This window comes from Pontibacter pamirensis, assembly GCF_010015475.1.
In the GTDB taxonomy this organism is placed as follows: domain Bacteria; phylum Bacteroidota; class Bacteroidia; order Cytophagales; family Hymenobacteraceae; genus Pontibacter; species Pontibacter pamirensis.
Genome location: NZ_SSNI01000009.1, coordinates 61,805 through 81,453, shown reverse-complemented (window position 1 = coordinate 81,453; position 19,649 = coordinate 61,805). Strand labels below are relative to the sequence as shown.

16 protein-coding genes are annotated in these 19,649 nt (G+C 47.3%); 3 read left to right on the top strand and 13 right to left on the bottom strand.

The genetic code is table 11. The features are described from left to right. Positions 1 to 19 precede the first annotated feature (19 nt). From E1919_RS09865 to E1919_RS09845, 5 genes are all read right to left on the bottom strand, one after another. Entirely contained in the window at positions 20 to 418 is a 399-nt protein-coding gene (locus E1919_RS09865) for a hypothetical protein (RefSeq protein ID WP_162053200.1), read from the bottom strand. 153 nt (positions 419 to 571) lie between these two features. Further along, complete coding sequence (locus tag E1919_RS09860) at positions 572 to 2,545, bottom strand: fructose-1,6-bisphosphatase (RefSeq protein ID WP_162053199.1); 1,974 nt, start codon at positions 2,543 to 2,545, stop codon at positions 572 to 574. 198 nt (positions 2,546 to 2,743) lie between these two features. After that, complete coding sequence (locus E1919_RS09855) at positions 2,744 to 3,478, bottom strand: MIP/aquaporin family protein (protein WP_162053198.1); 735 nt, start codon at positions 3,476 to 3,478, stop codon at positions 2,744 to 2,746. Between the two features lie 4 nt (positions 3,479 to 3,482). Beyond that, entirely contained in the window at positions 3,483 to 4,994 is a 1,512-nt protein-coding gene (glpK, locus tag E1919_RS09850) for a glycerol kinase GlpK (protein WP_162053197.1), read from the bottom strand. Beyond that, positions 4,991 to 6,586: a glycerol-3-phosphate dehydrogenase/oxidase gene (locus E1919_RS09845; protein WP_162053196.1), complete on the bottom strand. Its 1,596-nt coding sequence runs from the start codon at positions 6,584 to 6,586 to the stop codon at positions 4,991 to 4,993. The genes glpK and E1919_RS09845 overlap by 4 nt, the downstream gene beginning before the upstream one ends. 203 nt (positions 6,587 to 6,789) lie before the next feature. Between E1919_RS09845 and E1919_RS09840 the strand changes: the two genes are divergently transcribed. Next, positions 6,790 to 7,554 (top strand): DeoR/GlpR family DNA-binding transcription regulator, encoded by a 765-nt coding sequence (locus tag E1919_RS09840; RefSeq protein WP_162053300.1) that lies wholly within the window; start codon positions 6,790 to 6,792, stop codon positions 7,552 to 7,554. 57 nt (positions 7,555 to 7,611) lie between these two features. Here E1919_RS09840 and E1919_RS09835 read toward each other — a convergent pair whose 3' ends face one another. From E1919_RS09835 to hflK, 3 genes are read right to left on the bottom strand one after another with little or no spacing between them, the layout of a single operon-like run. Further along, positions 7,612 to 8,412, bottom strand: a complete 801-nt coding sequence (locus tag E1919_RS09835; RefSeq protein ID WP_162053195.1) for a polysaccharide deacetylase family protein — start codon at positions 8,410 to 8,412, stop codon at positions 7,612 to 7,614. A gap of 33 nt (positions 8,413 to 8,445) precedes the next feature. Beyond that, positions 8,446 to 9,384 (bottom strand): protease modulator HflC, encoded by a 939-nt coding sequence (hflC, locus tag E1919_RS09830; RefSeq protein WP_162053194.1) that lies wholly within the window; start codon positions 9,382 to 9,384, stop codon positions 8,446 to 8,448. A gap of 3 nt (positions 9,385 to 9,387) precedes the next feature. Next, entirely contained in the window at positions 9,388 to 10,362 is a 975-nt protein-coding gene (hflK, locus tag E1919_RS09825) for an FtsH protease activity modulator HflK (RefSeq protein ID WP_237144213.1), read from the bottom strand. Between the two features lie 574 nt (positions 10,363 to 10,936). Here hflK and E1919_RS09820 point away from each other — a divergent pair. Then, positions 10,937 to 13,411, top strand: coding sequence for a phosphoenolpyruvate carboxylase (locus E1919_RS09820; protein ID WP_237144211.1), 2,475 nt, complete (start codon positions 10,937 to 10,939; stop codon positions 13,409 to 13,411). A gap of 163 nt (positions 13,412 to 13,574) precedes the next feature. Then, positions 13,575 to 14,432, top strand: coding sequence for an urease accessory protein UreD (locus E1919_RS09815; protein ID WP_162053192.1), 858 nt, complete (start codon positions 13,575 to 13,577; stop codon positions 14,430 to 14,432). Positions 14,433 to 14,513: 81 nt separating this feature from the next. Here E1919_RS09815 and ureG read toward each other — a convergent pair whose 3' ends face one another. From ureG to E1919_RS09790, 5 genes are all read right to left on the bottom strand, one after another. Next, positions 14,514 to 15,266 (bottom strand): urease accessory protein UreG, encoded by a 753-nt coding sequence (gene ureG, locus E1919_RS09810; protein WP_162053191.1) that lies wholly within the window; start codon positions 15,264 to 15,266, stop codon positions 14,514 to 14,516. A 77-nt stretch (positions 15,267 to 15,343) separates the two neighbouring features. Continuing rightward, positions 15,344 to 16,021, bottom strand: a complete 678-nt coding sequence (locus E1919_RS09805; protein WP_162053190.1) for an urease accessory protein UreF — start codon at positions 16,019 to 16,021, stop codon at positions 15,344 to 15,346. A 57-nt stretch (positions 16,022 to 16,078) separates the two neighbouring features. Next, positions 16,079 to 17,800 carry an urease subunit alpha gene (gene ureC / locus E1919_RS09800; RefSeq protein WP_162053189.1) on the bottom strand — a complete coding sequence of 574 codons (1,722 nt, stop codon included), beginning with the start codon at positions 17,798 to 17,800 and terminating at the stop codon, positions 16,079 to 16,081. Between the two features lie 99 nt (positions 17,801 to 17,899). Continuing rightward, a complete protein-coding gene (locus tag E1919_RS09795; RefSeq protein ID WP_162053188.1) occupies positions 17,900 to 18,652 on the bottom strand; it encodes an urease subunit beta in 753 nt (250 codons plus the stop codon). 140 nt (positions 18,653 to 18,792) lie between these two features. After that, the gene (locus tag E1919_RS09790; RefSeq protein WP_162053187.1) at positions 18,793 to 19,398 is read right to left on the bottom strand and encodes an urease accessory protein; all 606 of its coding nucleotides are present in this window, start codon (positions 19,396 to 19,398) and stop codon (positions 18,793 to 18,795) included. Positions 19,399 to 19,649: the final 251 nt, after the last annotated feature.

Below are 19,649 nucleotides of genomic sequence, written 5' to 3'. Positions count from 1 at the left end.
TGGGCTATAATGCAAAATTTTACTTTTCTCGGACTGAATAAATCCCTCCAAATCCGAAGTTTAAAATGGTTAAATCAGAATCACTGCTAGCCGAGCCCATACTCATACCATTTTGAATCCCCTCCACTTTAGTTATACTAACACCTTTCTTTGTTTTAGTGGTAACGGTATATTTCCCATCTTTTAGATTGAGTTTATATGGGGTCTTTAACCTTTTCTTCTCCATTTTGAAAGGTTCGTGCGCTCCATTCTGTGCAAGGGTAACACCAGTTACTGATAAATTGAACAGCGCCGATTTTTGCGTTGGCGATTCCACTGTTACTTCAAAAGTGTAATCCTCAGAAGTTCTGGTAGGCTCAGGAAGGACACTTACAAGAAAGCCAAGTGGCAATAATAAAAGTCCTAGCAACAATTTCATCTAATTTGATTTTCGGTTGATAAACAGGAGTTCCTTTTGCGCTACACACACACTCATAACTCTTAGACTATAAGTAAGTTAAAAAAATTCACATAATCACATTCACAATTTACCTTTATCGAAAGTAATATCTTACCATACTGAATACCAATGTCAGCTTTCCAAAGGTTGAAATCGTTCGGTGAGAAGTCCTGACCGGTAGCAGCTTAGCAAGTCTTTGAGATCTTCAATCATGTCCTTGATCTTGTCCCCATCCCTGATGTCTGCTACTTTTAAGGGTTTATCTGAATATGAATAAAGCGTTTCGCTTGAAAGGATATCAATTTCATCTTCTATCGCTTTTTCAGTGGACTCAAAAGGTAAATGCGCGATGATTTGCTTTCCCCGATCATCAAATATCAACGTGTAACCCGCTATACCCGTGTGACTCTGGTAAGCTTTGGCAAAGCCTCCATCAATCACGATAAGCTTTCCGTTTGCTTTAATAGGATTCTCCCCCTTCTTTACCACCACGGGAACGTGGCCATTTATAATGATTGAGTTTTCAGTCTCCAGGCCAAAATCCTCTAAAATTTTATTAACGGTTGCCGCGTCATCCCTATAGTAGTAATAATAGCCTTTTGCCTCCTGATGGATGGTTGGATCGTTGATAAAATAGCGCTCGAAAGTGGTCATTTTGTCTTTCCCGAATAAGGGCGACTGTGGACCTGCCCACAGGTACCACATCATATCGACTGCCAAATCATTTTCGGCCGTTCCCACCATTCCTGAAAACGCTTCACGGGCTATTTTATCCAGAAAATCTAGGTACTTCCTGCCCTTCAGTTTTTTCCCAAGCATTTCCACAAGGGCCAGATCTCCGTTTTGATCAATGGGAATGCTCCCGTGAAACAGCAGGCAGTCATTTGAAATATGATACATCGACCCTTTTTCAAACAGGAACTGGACATGTTCTTTCAGCCTCCTGCTTTGCTGAAATGACTCTGAGAGCTGTTCAACCAGATCCTGCTCTTCCCTCGAAAGCCTAGTAGGGTCTGCAGGGTCAATTGTAGGGAAATAAGAGTCTTTTAATTTGTAGTTCTTGCCTTCAATCAATATTTCACCAGTGGCAAAATTGATGTTAGACAGCATTTTCCTGTGTGTGAGCCGGAAATCGGGACGCCGGTCAATCAGTTGTTCCTCCAGTTTGAACTGTATAATGCTGATGGCTTTATGCATGATGCGGTTCAACCAGTGTTCACTTTCATTCAGCAAGTCTTCCGCATTCACCTTCGGATTGAAAATCAGGCTTTCGTCTTCTTTGTAATGCTCAAGCGCAAAGGAGGCCAGCGGTATCAGGTTGATGCCGTAGCCTTTCTCTAAGGTGTCGGTATTTGCATAACGGAGCGAGAGCCTTATCACGTTGGCCATACAGGCCAGAGAGCCTGAGGCTGCTCCCATCCAAACGATGTCATGATTGCCCCACTGGATATCGACGGCATGGTAATCTATAAGGCTGTCCATGACTGTTTCAGCACCGGGACCTCTGTCGTAAATGTCGCCTATCACATGGATTTTAGAAATAGCAATCCGCTGGATGAACTCAGCCAGGGCGATGATCAGCTTATCGCAGGCCCCAATCTCCATCACTGCTTTTAACAACCGCTCATTATAGGCGCTCCTCCTTTCGCCCAAGGCCTCTCCCTGTAACAATTCAGATATAATTAAGCCATACTCCCGCGACAAAAGGCGGTCTATTTTTCTTTTGGTATAGATGGAAGTGAGTTCGTAGGCGATAGAAATTAACCTTTCAATGGTACTGGTATAGAAACTTTCCCAATCATTGTTTTCCTTTTTAATGATCTGCAGCTTTTCATGGGGATAGTATATGAGTGCTGCCAGCCTTCGCAGGTCTTTTTCACTTAATGTTTCACCAAACAAATCACTGATCTTCTGCCGAATGAGCCCTGAGCCGTTCCGGAGCATATGCTGAAACGTTTCGTGCTCCCCATGAATATCGCTTATAAATAGTTCGGGGCTTTTAGGGAGTGACAACAGAGCCTCCAGGAGAATGATCTCCTTCCCAACCTGTGCGGCATTGGGAAAGCGGTTCGACAGTAACTTTAAATATTTCGGATCATTTTTCATAGGATATCAGGGCTAAAGCGCATTTTCGCAGCTTCATAACCTCGTTTAAAATCGATTACAAAGACTATAAATGCCCATCTTTCACGCGTAAAAAGAATGTCATGCTTTTTTACGAGGTCTTGAAATAAATAATTGTCCTATGCTCCACTTTGAAGTGCCTGCTCTTTATATTCTCTTCACCCAGAGACTTTAACAGCATTAAATTTTAATAAACATAAAGGCAAAAGCTGCTAATGCCGCCCCCAAAAGAGGCCCGAAAACAGGCACCCAACTGTAGGCCCAGTCGCTGTGTCCCTTCCCTTTGATGGGTAACAACCAGTGTGCCACCCTTGGGCCTAAATCCCTGGCCGGATTGATAGCGTAGCCTGTAGTGCCGCCGAGTGCCAGGCCAATGCCCCACACTAAAAAAGCCACGGGAATGGCTCCTAATGACCCCAGCCCTACGGGAGTGTTATTTTCGTCTCCCATGGCTGCAGGTGTAAAATATAGGATGACAAAAATTAACACGAATGTGCCGATGACTTCACTCACCATATTGATGGGGTAATTACGAATAGCAGGCGCTGTCGCAAACACGCCTAGTTTTGTGCCTGGGTTGGGCGTCAGGTCGAAATGGTCTTTGTGCATTATCCAAACCAAAGTGGATCCGGTGATGGCTCCTAAAAGCTGCATCAGGCAGTAAGGCAACACGCTTGCCCATTCAAACTGACCTGCAAGTGCCAAGCCCACGCTTACGGCGGGGTTGAGGTGGGCACCGCTATAAGGGCCGGCTACTACCACACCAATAAATACGCCCAGCCCCCAGGCGGTGGTGATAACTATCCAGCCACCTCCCTGCCCTTTTGTGCCCTCTAAAATAACATTGGCTACCACGCCTGCTCCAATCAGAATGAGCAAGGATGTTCCGATATATTCTGCTACCAGTGGATGCATTATTCTATTGGTTAGGGTTAACAGCCCAGTTTCTGGTTCTTTCTATCGCCTTGTGCCAGAAGTGCAGGTTTTTTTCCGCTGTTTCAGCATCCATGCTTGGCTCAAACACATCCGCTTCCTGCCCCAGCGACTTAAGTTCGGCCATATCCTTCCAGTAGCCTACGGCAAGCCCGGCCAGATAAGCTGCCCCCAGCGCCGTACTCTCCCGCATCTTGGGGCGCTTTACAGTGCAGTTTAAAATATCTGTCTGAAACTGCATCAGGAAATTATTCTCAGTTGCTCCTCCATCCACTTTGAGCTCCCGCATGGGTACGCCACTGTCTTTTTCCATGGCCCTGAGCACATCGTGTACCTGGTAAGCGATAGACTCCAGCGCGGCTCTGGCAAAGTGGGCAGAGGTAGTGCCACGCGTAATACCGAAGAAAGCCCCCCGGGCATCCTGATCCCAGTAAGGTGCTCCCAGGCCAGTAAGAGCGGGCACAAAATATACCCCTTCATTATTGGCTAAGCTGGTAGCCATACCTTCACTCTCTCTGGCATGGCCTATAACTTTTATACCATCCCGCAGCCACTGAATAGCGGCTCCCCCGATAAACACACTTCCTTCCAGTGCATACGTTACCTTTCCATCCAGTTTCCAGGCAATGGTGGTCAGGAGTTGGTTATTCGATCTAACAGGCTGTTCTCCGGTGTTCATCACAAGGAAACAGCCCGTGCCATACGTTGTCTTCGCCATTCCCTTCTCCATGCAAAGCTGCCCGAATAAAGCGGCCTGCTGATCTCCAGCAATACCAGCTATAGGAATTTTAGCAGAGAAAATTCTGCCTGAGGTGGTGCCAACCACTTCACTGCTAGACTTAACTTCGGGTAATATGGTTGCTGGAATATCAAAAAGGTCGAGTAGTTCCTGGTCCCACTGCTGCTTATGGATGTTGTAAAGCATGGTGCGGCTGGCATTGGTGCTATCCGTACAGTGTGTATTGCCATCGGATAGCTTCCATATAAGCCAGGAATCAACCGTTCCGAAGCAAACCTCTCCTTTGGCTGCCTTTTCCCTGGCACCCGCTACATGATCCAGTATCCACTTAACTTTAGTGGCTGAAAAATAGGCATCTATTATCAAGCCTGTCTTTTCACGAACCAGCTCCGACTTGCCTCTCTCCTTTAGTTCATTGCAGTATGCCGAAGTTCTCCTATCCTGCCATACAATAGCGTTATAAAGTGGCTCTCCGGTATTTCTGTCCCAGAGAATAGTTGTTTCTCTTTGATTGGTGATGCCTATACCTGCTACCTGATGGGCAGACAGGCCAGCCTTCATCATAGCCTCGGTGGCTACTGCAGCCTGCGAGGTCCATATCTCCATCGGATCATGCTCCACCCAGCCGGGTTTTGGAAATTTCTGTTCGAAATCGCGCTGCGCGTCCGTCACTACTTTGCCTTGCTGGTTAAAGACAATGGCTCTGGAACTGGTTGTTCCCTGATCGAGCGCTAGCAAATACTGCGTTTCATGGTTCATAGGCTGGTAGGTAATATAGTGATTTTCTGATTGATTAAATAGCCTTCCGCTAATTGCTGAAATGCGTAAATCTCTGCTTTCTCCCAATCTTCACCTAAACCCAATATTTCGCGCATTATCTTAGCCACTGCCGGGGCCATTTCTATTGCTGCCTGTGCATCCAGGAACAGTATCCTCATCCTCCTGGCCAGGATGTCTTCCACTTTAAGTGCCATCTCATTTTTCACCATCCATACCACTTCAGCTTTTGTGTTGGGGTAATGTTGATGGAGTTGCTGCCCTAAATCAGGATTTTGCTCAATCAAATATCTGATGCCCGCAGCATCACTTCCATAGACTGCCAGGTGCCCCTCTTCAACGGTTGTCTCCGGGTAGCCATGTATCCTGATTTTTGAGGAGGTGCTCTTAGCTAATTGCAAACCCTTCAGCCTGGCAAGTGCATCTACGGTGTCTTCTCCCATCTTTCTAAAGGTGGTCCACTTGCCTCCAATGATAGAAATAAGGTGGCTATCTGCAACGGATACCTTATGACTGCGGGAAATTTCTTTCGTTTTAGCTCCTTTTTCTTTCGGTGCTGCAAGCGGCCTTAACCCTGCATAAACTGACAGTACATCCTTTCGGGTAGGCTTCCTGACAAGATATTGGGCACATGTATTCAGTATAAAATCAATCTCCTGTTCCAGTGCCCTTGGCTCCAGCGTTGGATTTTTTATGACCGTATCGGTAGTGCCCAGCACAAGTTTTCCATGCCAGGGAATTCCAAACAGCACCCTACCATCAGAAGTTTCGGGTATCATGAGGGCATCCTTGCCTCCCAGAAAGGAAAGATCCAGCACCAGGTGCGCGCCTTGGCTTGGCATAATAGAAAGCCTGGCCTCGGGATTATCCATCTGCAAAATCTTATCAGCAAAAACACCCGTCGCATTCACCACTGCCTTTGCTTTTATTTCATGATGCCGCTGGCTTATCTGGTCCGTGAGCTTTACACCATCAATAATACCGTTTTCATCTTTGGTCAGGCTCGTCACTTTCATGTAATTTAAGACACATCCGCCCATTTCCGAACAGGTCTGTGCAATATTTAGCGCAAGACGCGCATCATCAAACTGCCCGTCGTAGTAGATGACGCCTCCATTAAGCCCTTCTTCCATAATGGCAGGAATCCTTTGAACTACCTCTTTTCTGGGGAGCCACTGAGACTTTCCGATCCTTAAGTTGCCCGCCATTAAGTCATAGACTTTGAGCCCGACACCGTATTTTAACTTATCCCAGAGTGAATAGATGGGAATAATAAAGGCCTGTTTCCGGGATACGTGCGGGGCATTTTTCATGATAAGTCCACGTTCTTTCAGCGCCTCCAAAACCAACGTTACATCGCCCTGTGCCAGATAGCGCACGCCCCCATGCAATAGTTTGGTGCTACGGCTGGATGTACCCTTAGCGAAATCAGATTTTTCGACCAGCACTACTGTTAACCCTCTTGACAGCGCATCAAGGGCAACCCCTAAACCGGATGCGCCTCCACCTATCACAGCCAAGTCCCAGACTTTTTGCTTGTCTTCAATTTCGTTTATACTTCTATTTCTATCCATTGCTTTGTTATTGCATTCATTTAACTTGCCCCCACAGCTAAATGTAGCAAAAAAGAAAATAAAAAGAAATCAAAACAAACAAATACAACTATTAAAAATGAATTAATTTCAATACTAAATCATATATTTATAAATTATAACTAAATTTTAACAGATAGGCAATAAAAGGTTAAAAAAGAATACTTTTGGAAATGAACCGTAATATGACAATTGCTGAGAGACACAAATTAATTCTGGATAAACTTAGTAGTGAGGGCTTTGTGGGTGTAGCCGAGTTGAGCAAAGAAATGGATGTGACCATGGTGACGGTGCGAAAAGACCTGAAACTGCTGGAGGACAAAGGGCTTCTTTACCGCTCACACGGAAGTGCTACGCCTGTCTCGCCCTATGTAAATGATCGGCCGGTAAATGAGAAGAAACTGGTACAGGTAGATGAAAAAGAAAAAATTGCCTCCCTTGCTGCAAAATTGATACAGGAAGACGAAGCCATTATTATTGGCTCCGGCACTACGGTAATGGCGCTGGCGAAAGCAATTCCTAAGAACATGAAGCTTACGGTGCTCACAGGAGCGATGAATGTGACGATGGCACTTCTTGATAACCAGAACATGGAAATTGTACAGTTGGGAGGAGTGGTAAGAAAAAGTTCCTCTTCGGTAGTGGGGCATTATGCTGAAGACATGTTGGTAAGCTTTGCCTGCAGTAAGCTTTTTCTGGGTGTAGATGGCATCAGTCCTGAATTTGGACTGACTACCTCCAATATGATGGAAGCCCATCTGAACAGCAAGATGATCAAATCAGTGCAAAAAACAATCATCCTGGCTGACTCCAGTAAATTCAGAAGGAAAGGATTTGGGAAAATCTGTGAAATAGACGACATAGATGTCATCATCACAGACGAAGGTATCTCTGAAACTTACAAAGCCATGCTGGAGGAAAGAGGCATCGAAGTACTCATTGCCACATAAGAACTTCACGCTTTGAGCCCTGTACCAATATTTCTGAATGGCTGATTTGCCAACATGTTAGCCATTTGTATTTTTAGCGGTGCCTGCGGTTTTCATGTACTTGGCGGCTTCGATGAAAGTGGGATTCCAGATTTTCTTTTCGTTGGCTTTCAGGAAGTGTAACAGTTTGCTGTGTGCCTCAAGCGATACATTCAGGCTATGGTCTCCCCCCACGCCATGAAAAAGAAACACGATCATACTGTTTGTGCGCATTGCCTCTTTCACCAGTGCTATCAATTCTTCTCCGGATTGACCATTGATCATATAGGAGCCAACATTGTATATATCTGTGCTTTTGTTTTGCACCATTTCGCCATGCACACCACGTGCGGCAACAAGATCACCTTTTAAAGCATCTATATAAGTAACGCCATCAACTTTTGTATCTCCGCACGGATAGGCAAACGTCCTTTCTGTCTTGCCGTCAAGTGCCTGCAGCGTAGCATTGGTCATTTTTATTTCATCCGTTATACGGCGAAGAGAATAGGTAGCCAGATCATATTCAGGGCTAACAAAGCTTCTTCCGGGCTGGCTTCCGTCGCAGGGATGGAAGAGGGCATGATTCGCTAGTTCATGCTTTTTAGCAGCTACCTTTTTCCATTCGTCTAATCGCTGTGTAAAAGCCGGCGAAGCGGCAGTCAGATAGAAGGTCCCTTTTAATCCTAAAGAGTCCAAGGCTGGAATAGCATTGTCCAGGTGTACGTTCAGAGCATCATCATAGGTCAGGACTACTGCAGCCTGTTTTTTATTCCATTCCTGTGCCCAAACAGATAAGCTGCATAAACACAACAAAAGCGTGAAGGTTCTCTTTAAAAGCATATGGTAGTTTCTTGGATTTGTGCTGCTAAATAATTAATTCCCCCTCTTCAGATACCTGTAAAGCTCAGAGTCGGTAGACAGGATAATACTTGTTTTCTCGTCAAAGGATTTCTCCAGCGTTTCCATAGATCGGAGGAAGCTGTACAGGTCTCTTGCCTGGGCATTCTTGTTATAGGCTTCCGCATAAATTGTGGTGGCTTGGGCGTCTGCCCGACCTTGTATCACCTCTGCTTCACGGGTTGCCTCAGACTGTATCTTGGCCAGGTCGCGCTCTTTGTTACCCTGAATTTTCCGGGCCTCTCCCTGTCCTTCAGACCTAAACTGGTCGGCGATACGGTTACGCTCACTTTTCATCCTTTCGTACACCCGGTCCCTTACTTCATCCACGTAGTTCATGCGCTTAAACCGGAAATCCAGGATTTTCACACCAAGGTCAGCTGTTCTCTCATTTGCCCGCTGCAGTACGAGCGCCTCAATTTTATCTCTGCCCACGCTGATATCATCCAGGTTCTCCATGTCTTCCATAAACTCCTCTTCCACCTCAGGCTCACGGTTGGTAGACCGCACTATTTCCAGCAGATCGTGGCTGGCGATGGCATTGCGTGTCTCACCATCCAGTATATCGTCGAGCCTGGATTGGCCGGAGTTTTCGTCCCGCAGGCGAATAAAGAACTGTAGCGGGTTCGTAATCTGCCAGCGGGCATACGTATCCACGAAGATAAATTTTTTGTCTTTGGTAGGCACTTGGTTGGCATCACCATCCCACGCGAGATAGCGCTTGTCAAAGAACTGCACTTTCTGGATAATCGGAATCTTGTAATGAAGTCCGGGCTCAGTGCGAGGAGCACCTACAGGCTTTCCAAACTGGGTCACGATGGCCTGCTGCGTTTCGTCCAGCACAAAGATGCTGGTAAAGGCAAGCGTCAGGATGATAATAGCGACTACGAGCGAGAGTATACTTCTTATGTTCACGGCTTATTGCTTTTCAGGCTGATTTAGGTTTAATAAAGGGAGGACATTATTGCCTCTCTCATCTACGATGACCTTGCCTCCTATCTTAGGCAGTATTCTTTCCATCGTTTCAAGGTACATACGCTTCCTGGTTACCTCAGGCGCTTTCACATATTCTTCAAAGAGGGAGTTAAAGCGGGCAGCCTCACCGGTAGCCTCGTTTACCCTGGTGAGGGCATAAGCCTCTGCGAGTTGAATGGTTTCATCAGCCTCACCACGTGCACGCGGAATAACACGGTTATACTCCGACTCAGCCTGGTTGATGAGGGTCTCGCGCTCCTGCTGCGCCTCGTTCACCGCGTTGAAGGACGGCTTAACCGGCTCCGGCGGGTTCACGTCCTGCAGCACCACCTGGTCAATCCGAATTCCGTTTTCATACTCATCGCACATGCGCTGCAGCAGCACCTCCACACTGGTAGCCACCTCCTGGCGGCCTACGGTCAGCACCTCGTTCACGGTGCGGTCCCCGACCACCTTGCGCACAGCAGACTCTGACATATCTCGAAGCGCTTTATCGGCATTTCTAACCTGGAACAGGTAACGGTACGAATCCACTATACGGTACTGCACCACCCACTCCACGTTGGCCAGGTTCAGGTCACCGGTCAGCATAAGTGATTCATCGCCAAAGTTCTCTCTGGAGTATTGGGTGCTGGTGCCTGCCTCTACCGTGCGAAAGCCGAACTCCTGCTTCAGCTGGCGCTGCACAGGTATCTTTTCCATTTCTTCTATACCAAAAGGCAGGATAAAATGGAGACCCGGTTCTACCGTACGGTCATATTGCCCCACATACAGCACGACCCCTTCTTCCTCGGGGCCAACCGTTTTGATGGAGGTAAATACAATAATGAGCAGTATCAGACCTAGAAGTATCTTGCGATAATGCTTGCTGAGCAGGAACATGTAATACTGTAGCCTGTAGTTTGGTTCTTCTGCCATGGGTGAGGGCATTGGTGTTGGTTATTCGACAATTTACTATAAAATTTTTACAAGCCCTAACACTTGTTTGGTCGGAAACACCGACATTATACTGTTTACTATGTCCGCTCAACTTTACTTCCTGCTTACCCGTTTAGCGCAAGGAGGCGAATAACCACCTCCGGCACATCCGTAGATGTGTTATTGTTAGAACATATTTCTTAGCCTTTTAACCTACTAGCTTGGCCCTCTTATGTGGCTTCTTTAGTTAGCTATAGTATAAACGAAACATAAAAGAGCAAAAGGAAAAATTGAGTTAAGACGATGATAAATTAAATTTGATTACAATACCACAATCAACAGAAACAGAGTTAAAACACATATTATTTTATCAAAAAGGCAATCTTATTGTAGCAATTTTGACAAAAGCTTCATTATATTGCGAGAATCACAAATTTTATTGACTAAATCAGCATTATAAAGGAAAACATACATGAATGGTTCTGCCAACAGCATATTACAGGTTTACAATAAGCAAGTAGGTCTCCGGTTTCAGTTATACAATAGTTTATTCACCGCCCTTCCATTCCATAGAATGGAAAGAACCGGCGTGTTGCTGACTATCTTCCTGCTGCATTGCGAAGAAGGATTTAGTAAAGAGCAAAGCCCGGTTGAAATTATCGACTCTTTCTTTAAACAGCATACATCGTACAGAGAAGACAAAGAAATGCTGGACCTGCTGTTCCGTTTTGTGCAGTACACAGAGCGTCAGGTTGTATTGTTCGATGCCCTGGAGGATGCCGCTTACCGCGATATTCATGATATGCATGGCCCGGGTACGCTAAAGCAGCTGCAGTCGGAGGTGCAGCAAAAGCAGAACCAGGCCCAACTAAAAGAGAAGCTGGAAGACTTTTCTGTTCGATTGGTATTAACAGCCCATCCTACGCAGTTTTACCCAAGCGAGGTGCTCGGTATCATCAACGACTTATCTAAAGCGATGGTGAACGACAACACCTCCCAAATAAACAGCTACCTGCGGCAACTAGGAAAGACTCCTTTCTTCCGGAACGAGAAGCCCACCCCTTACGATGAGGCTGTAAACCTGATTTGGTACCTGGAGAATGTGTTTTACTCGGCAGCGGGGCATATCCTGACATACCTTAAAGATCAGTTTCCGGACGAAATAAGCAAAAAGAACCCGCTCGTTCGGTTCGGCTTCTGGCCGGGAGGCGACAGAGACGGAAACCCTTTTGTGAATGCAGGGATTACTTTAAGAGTAGCTGAAGCTTTGCGGGGCGCCGCCCTGAAGTCTTACTACCTGGATGTGCGCCGGCTGAAACGACGGTTAACCTTTAAAAACGTGTCTAATGTGGTGCTGGCGATGGAGCAGAAGCTTTACAACAACCTGTTCGTGCCGAACCATGAGCTGGATATTTCGAGCGAGGAAATTATACAGACACTGCAGCAGATTCGAACCACGCTGATAGAGGAGCATAACAGCCTGTTCCTGGATATGGTCGATAACCTGTTGCGCAAAGTGGAGTTGTTCGGTCTTCATTTCGCCACCCTGGATATACGGCAAGACAGTTCCGTGCATGTGGAGCTTCTGCAAACTATAGCAGAAACAACAGATGTGCTGCCTCCGGATTATTCGGACCTTCCGGCGGAGCAACAAATGACCACCCTGCTACAGGCAAAAGGCACGCTTGATCCAGCAGTTCTGGAGAGCGAACTGCACCGGGATGTACTGGAAAGTATGGCGGCCATTAAAACAATACAGGAAACAAATGGCGAAAATGGCTGCCACCGCTATATTATCAGCCACAGCACCAGCGCCCTGGACGTGATGCACGTATATGGCCTGTTCCTGCTGAGTGGCTGGAAAAAGGAATCGCTTAGCGTAGACATAGTGCCGTTGTTCGAAACAATTGACGACCTGCGCAATGCCGGCGACGTAATGGCTGCTTTATACCAGAATGAGGTATACCGCCAGCACTTGCAGCGCCGCGATAACGTGCAGACAATCATGCTGGGCTTCTCGGATGGGACCAAAGACGGAGGCTACCTGATGGCAAACTGGGGTATATATAAAGCCAAAGAAGAGCTAAGTGCCATTTCAAAGGAGCACGGCGTGCAGGTGGTGTTCTTCGACGGCAGAGGAGGACCTCCGGCAAGAGGCGGCGGGCGCACGCACCAGTTCTACGCTTCCATGGGGCCAAACATTTCTAACAAGGAAATTCAGCTGACGATTCAGGGGCAAACAATCAGCTCTAACTTTGGAACAGTGGATGCAGCACAGTTCAACATTGAACAACTGATGCATGCCGGTATCCACAGTGCCCTTTTTGCCTCTAAAGATTCTACGTTGACTCCTGATGAGGAAGCGCTGCTACTGAATCTGTCGAAAGAGAGTTTTGAGAAGTACAGTACGCTTAAGAATCATTCAAACTTCCTGGAGTATATGCTATATGTTAGCCCGTTACGCTATTACGGGGAAGCGAACATTGGCAGCAGGCCTTCGAAGCGCAAACCAGGCAAACTTAACCTCGACGATCTGCGGGCTGTGCCTTATGTAGGGTCCTGGAGCCAGTTAAAGCAGAACCTGCCTGGCTACTATGGTGTCGGCACGGCGCTTCAGAGAATGGAGAAAGCCGGCAAGTGGGAAGATATCGCTCAGTTATACAAGCGTTCCCTGTTCTTTAAAACGCTGATGGACAACTGCGAAATGGCGATGACGAAGTGCTTCTTCCCGCTGACTGCCTTCCTGGCGAACCACCCGAACTATGGCGAGTTGTGGAATATGATTCATGATGAGTTCCAACTGACGAGAAGCTATATTCTGCGGTTGACAGGAGCTGCTGAACTGATGGAAGATAAGCCGGTTAACCTGCAGTCTATACAAATGCGCCAGCGAATAGAGCTGCCTTTGTTAACCATACAGCAATACGCGCTCACAAAGATACGGGAGATGGAAGAGCAGGGCCAGCAGACGGAGTACAAACCCAAGTATGAGAAACTGGTGGTGCGTTGCTCCTTCGGTATCATCAACGCAGAACGAAATTCAGCTTAAAGAATTCTAACTGAGTAGAACATAAAAGCTGCCATCCTTGCCGGGTGGCAGCTTTATACTTTAGTATAGGCCTCTACTCCTGAACTGTCATTAATATTTTCTTCATTATGAGGCATTAGTATAGCTACTCATATTACTTCAGTAAATAAATATAAATACCTCTATGAGTTTGTCCCCGGACTGGAGCCACATAGAAGTTTGTGAGGTACAGGAGAAGTCAAAGCTGGTAACCTGCAAAAACGTGCAGCCGCTTAAGATTCTCAACCCCGCCTCCCATAACAAAAGCTGCCATGTAGTGCTGTCTAACTTTGGTGGCGGCATGGTATCAGGGGATCAGATAAACCTGCATGTAACCTGTGGCACCCAAGCAAACCTCTTTCTCAGTTCACAGTCCAATTCCAAGATTTTTAAATCGGTAGATGGCGCAGCAGCCGAACAAACCATTAAGGGTACGCTGGAAGAAAATGCGCTAGCCGTGGTTTTCCCGGATCCGGTGGTGTTGCAGGAGGGCAGTATATACAGGCAGGTGCAGCACTGGGAGATGCAGCCAAAATCTCTTCTGTTGGTAGTCGACTGGTTCCATTCCGGCAGAATGGATATGGGCGAACGCTTTGCTTTCAGTTCTTTTTTCTCAGAATTAAAAGTAACCGCCAAAGGTAAGCCAATTCTCCTCGACCGCTTTTCATTTAGCCCCGAGCAGCACATTGCCACCTCCCCTGCCAACTTCGGCCAATACCAGACTATGTTCTCTGCCTATTTGGTTGGCACTCCGGGTGAGGAAAAGTTTGAATGCCTGAGTCAGCAACTACTCCAACTCCGGATGCCCGAAAGTACCGTCCTAAACTTTAACATGACAGCCAAGGATTTTGTGCTCACAGTGGTGAAAGCAAGAGAAGGCGTGTACATCCTGCGCACTATGGCGAAGAGCAGGATGGACCTGCAACCACTATGCGATGCCATTCTCAAAGCACTTTCTTCTGATATGTTCCTGGGCTACAACCCAATGAAGCGGAAGTATTAGGATTGAACAACACTGCAACACCACGTTCAGGAGGAACGTTACTTCTGGCTCTTTGACTACTTAGAAAATAAATAAAGCTTATTACCTCCTATCCTCCCGCACCGACAGCAATGCTTTTTCTTTGGCTTTAAGTATATGATCTATAATTTCATCTAAGCCGTCTCCGTGCAGTGCGCGGGCAAAAACGAAAGGACCTTCCCCGCGCATTTTTTTGGAGTCCCGGTCCATCACGTCCAGGTCCGCCCGAACTAATTGAGCCAGGTCAGTTTTGTTGATGACCAGCAAATCGGATTGGGTGATGCCGGGGCCGCCTTTGCGCGGTATTTTATCGCCACCAGATACATCAATTACATAAATGGAATAGTCTACCAACTCACGGCTGAAATGAGCTGCCAGGTTATCGCCGCCGCTCTCCACAAACAGGAAATCAATTTTATAGTTAAACTTGGCCATCAGCCCTTCCAGTGCATCCATGTTCAGCGATATGTCCTCTCGGATGGCGGCGTGAGGGCAGCCGCCTGTCTCCACGCCTACTATTCTGTCTTCACTTAAAGCGCTGTTCCGGATCAGGAACTCCGCGTCTTCCCGGGTGAAGATATCGTTGGTTACGACTCCCAGTTCGTAAGTATTCCGGAGCCTTTCGCAAAGCGCCTTGAGCAGGGCAGTTTTACCTGTACCCACCGGGCCACCTATTCCCACGGTAAAAGCTCTTTTCCTGAAATTCCGGTAAGAAGGCAGCTTCCGTGTATCCCGCAGGTCATAATCTCCGGGAGATTCATAAAATTCGTGTGTATGCCCGTGTAGCAGGAGCGCTAATTTATCGACGAAGGCCATTGTTTTGATTAATTAATTGCTTCATTGTTGATTGCTGTACATAGTGATAAACAGGTCAAAATATCGTTGTAAACTGTTTAATTCTGAAATAATTTGGAGTAGATGTCTTCATGGAAAACCTGAGAAGTATCTAATATAAAAGCAGACCGTGTGGCTTGAGTATACGTCATATCTCCATGGCTTTCCATCAGGTTATCGAAAACGGTATAAAACGCGTGCTGCAGTTTGTGGCCTTCCATGGGCCCGATAAACCCTAGCCGGATAGCAGCGCTCACCTGGTCGCGCAGGGCCATGTGCAGGTACATCGTTTGCACATCTTCTAAGGTAAAGTTTACCCGTTTCAGGCATAGCGCATACACCAGCACAAAATGCAGCGGAAGCTCCTTCTCCGTAAACCATTCCCGAATATGCTGCATGCTCGCTTCCGGGTAAAACGACTCCAGCAACCTCAGCCAGTTTTTCCCCTGCACCACACTCGCCTTATGAATAACAGGCACCAGCATCATTGCATCATACTCCTCCGCTATAGTATAAAGTTCCTCCTGCAGTTCCGGCTCTTGCAACCAAAAGCAGGAGTTCATGAACGGAAATTCCATGCTTACCACCTGCTGCAAGAAGGCGTACAGGTAATTGCGCAGCTCAAACTGGTTTTGAATCAACCCAAACGTAATGCTGCTCTCCAAACCATAGGAATAGGCAAAAGAACCTGTAGGAATGGAAGAGTCAACTAAATGCAGCAAACGGGCGAATTTCATTGTTCAAATGCTAAAAGCTAAATGATATTAGACACAAGACTGTGTCGTTCCCTGCTCTTAAAAAAGATTATAAAGCTGCGCCAGGGGCAGTTTTGTGGCTGGTTCGCAGGTAAGGTGCACACCATCCACTGTTACTTTATAGGTCTCTGGGTCTACTTCAATATTGGGCAGGAAATCATTCAGCGCCATATCTTTTTTAGAAACACTCCGGCAATTTTTTACCGCTACCACCTGTTTCTGCAAGCCATAGTTTTCCTGCACATGCGCCACCGATGCTTGCGACACAAACACCATAGACGTCTTCCCAATGGCGGAACCGAAGGAACCGAACATTGGCCTTGAGTAATAAGGCTGCGGCGTAGGAATAGACGCGTTGGCATCACCCATCTGCGACAGCACAATAACACCGCCTTTGATGACCATCTCAGGCCGCGAACCGAAAAAGGCAGGCTTCCACAGCACCAGGTCCGCCAGTTTTCCCACTTCCACAGAGCCAATCTCCTCTGAAAAACCATGTGCCCGCGCCGGATTAATAGTATACTTAGCGATGTACCGCTTTACCCGGAAATTATCCGCTTTGCCTTCTGAAGCGGCATCCTCAGGTAGCAGGTCGCGTTGCTCTTTCATTTTATGGGCTGTTTGCCAGGTACGTGTCACCACCTCCCCAACCCGGCCCATGGCCTGTGAGTCGGAAGCGATGATAGACAAAGCACCCATATCATGCAGAATGTCTTCGGCAGCTATTGTTTCTCCCCGAATGCGGCTTTCGGCAAAGGCCACATCCTCGGGTATGTTCTTATCGAGGTGATGGCACACCATCAGCATATCGAGGTGCTCGTCGATGGTGTTCACCGTGAAAGGGCGCGTCGGGTTGGTGGAGGATGGAATCACGTTAGGCTCTCCGCAAATCCTGATGATATCCGGTGCGTGACCTCCACCCGCTCCCTCAGTATGATAGGCGTGAATGGTCCTGCCTTTGAAGGCATTTGTAGAGGTTTCCACAAAGCCGCTTTCATTTAGTGTGTCGGTGTGGATGCACACCTGCACATCGTATTGCTCTGCTATAGTGAGGCAGTTATCGATGGCAGCCGGTGTAGTGCCCCAATCCTCGTGCAGTTTAAAACCCAGGGCACCGGCTTCCACCTGCTCTATCAGCCCTTCTGGTTTGGATGAGTTTCCTTTGGCCAGAAAACCGAAATTGAGCGGGTATGCCTCCGTTGCCTTCAGCATCATCTCTATGAAGAAAGCACCCGGTGTGCAGGTGGTCGCGTTGGTGCCTGCCGCAGGACCTGTGCCCCCACCCACCATGGTGGTTACACCGGAAGCCAGCGCCTCATTTATCTGCTGCGGGCATATAAAGTGAATATGGCAGTCTATGGCACCGGCTGTCAGAATCTGGTTTTCTCCAGCTACCACCTCAGTTGTTACGCCAACCACCATACCTGGGGTTATACCCGGCATTATGTGTGGGTTGCCACCTTTTCCTATACCCGATATGCGTCCGTCTTTGATGCCGATGTCAGCTTTATATATACCTGTATAATCAATCACTAGCGCATTGGTTATCATCAAATCCAGGGCATCGGCCTGTGCTATACCAGCAGCCTGGCCCATGCCATCACGCAACACCTTACCTCCTCCAAACTTACACTCTTCACCATAGACACTGTAGTCTTTCTCCACCTCTACCAGCAGGCTGGTATCGCCCAGGCGCACCTTGTCTCCTACAGTAGGGCCATACATGTCGGCATAGGCGCGGCGGTCTATTTGGAAGCTCATAGCGTTGATTGTTTGTTTAATTGTTGATTGTTATTTGTTGTGTGTTGATTGAATTGGTTTATAATGAATGAGTTTCGGAATACGAACAACGATTAACAATCAACGAGACAGAAAGCCTGCTGCTTTGGCTCTTTCCAGGGCATCGGCTTTATGCTTTTCTGTCAGCTGCCCTCCAGTTAAATTGTTGCCACCGTAGACCGTCCGCTCACCGGCCAGGGACACCAGTTGCACCCTCTTCCGTTCGCCGGGCTCAAAGCGCACAGCTGTACCGGCGGGTATGTTCAGGCGGTAGCCAAAAGCTTTCCCTCGGTCGAACTGCAATAGGGCGTTAGTTTCAAAAAAAGGATAGTGAGAACCCACCTGCACCGGCCGGTCACCCATGTTGGTCACATCCATTTCTATGATATCGCGCCCCTCGTTTAAGGTGAGTTCTTCCGGTGCCAGCATATACTCCCCCGGATTTTCATTCACTGTATTTTCCGGCGTTATGGTTTTTTTATCATAACTCAGGCCTGAGCCATACAAAGCCAACTCAGGGAGGCCACGCTCGCGGCAGATGGGGTGGTGCACCGTTACGAGCTTTGTGCCATCCGGGAAAGTACCCTCCACCTGCACTTCGGCCACCATATCGGCCACACCGTGCATCACATCACACAGCCCCAGTATCTTTTTACCTTTGTCCATGAGTGTGGCTACGTTCTCACCGTCTCTGATAAACTCCAGCAATTGTGTGGCAATCAACGCCACCGCTTCGGGGTAATTCAACAGCAGTCCCCGTGCATGTCGTTTCTGGGCCACAAATCCTGCGTTATGCAAAACCAGCTTGTCAATGTCTTTAGGCGATAGGTGCATTTGTTGTGGCGTTAAAACTTGAAGATGCTATATATATAAATAAGCAGCTAAGTAATTAGAAAAACAGTGCTTTCTGAAATAGCTGCCTCTCCTGGCATGAACAGACTATCAATAATGACTTTGCGTTTATGCCTCCAGGTTCAAGCAATCAGGTTCTGGTATATCATCCAGCTGCCATAAAGAACACAGATCAGCGAAGACACGACCACAATACCTGATCGAAAGGTCTTGTTGATCTTCATACGCTGTGTAAACGGAATACTAAACAGACCCGCCGCTATGAACATACCAACAATAGAGCCCATACCAAAAACAAGCAGGTAAGTGATACCTAACATTATGTCGCTGATTTCGCTCATCACCAGTAGTACAAGGGCACCGCTACCGGCCAGGCCGTGCAGCAGGCCAACAGTATACGCTACACTGTGCTGGTAGCGGGCAGCGCCTGCTCCGGCAAAATTACGCCTGTTCGTGAGCCTGCTAATGCCCATTATGATTAACATCAGTCCCACAAAGGCCTCGAAGTAACCTGAGCTCAGAAAAGTGGCGCGGCTTAACAAAATCACCGATCCTACTATGACCAGTGTTGTTGTATGGCCAAGCCCCCAGTAGAAGCCATCCTTCACTGCCAGTACCAGGCTATCGCGCCTCGTAATGATGTTACCGACGGCAATCAGGTGATCCGCTTCAAAGGCATGCCCCATCCCAACCAGCGCGGCAAACAAGATAGGCAAGAATGTTTCCATCAGATTAGGTTATATTTTGCCATTTGATTATCTGTAATCAATAATACTTAACAATTTAACAATATACAACAGAAAAGATTGACATATCACATTTTAACTTTTACAAATAGCTTCTGTCACTGCCATTGTGACTATAGTAAGGATCGTGGCTTACATTTAGGAGAGAATAGTTCGAAGTCATGCTTAAGCGATGTCCTATCAACAGTTTGGCAGGATTTACACTTCTTCTCTTTGAACCGTACCGAATCCGG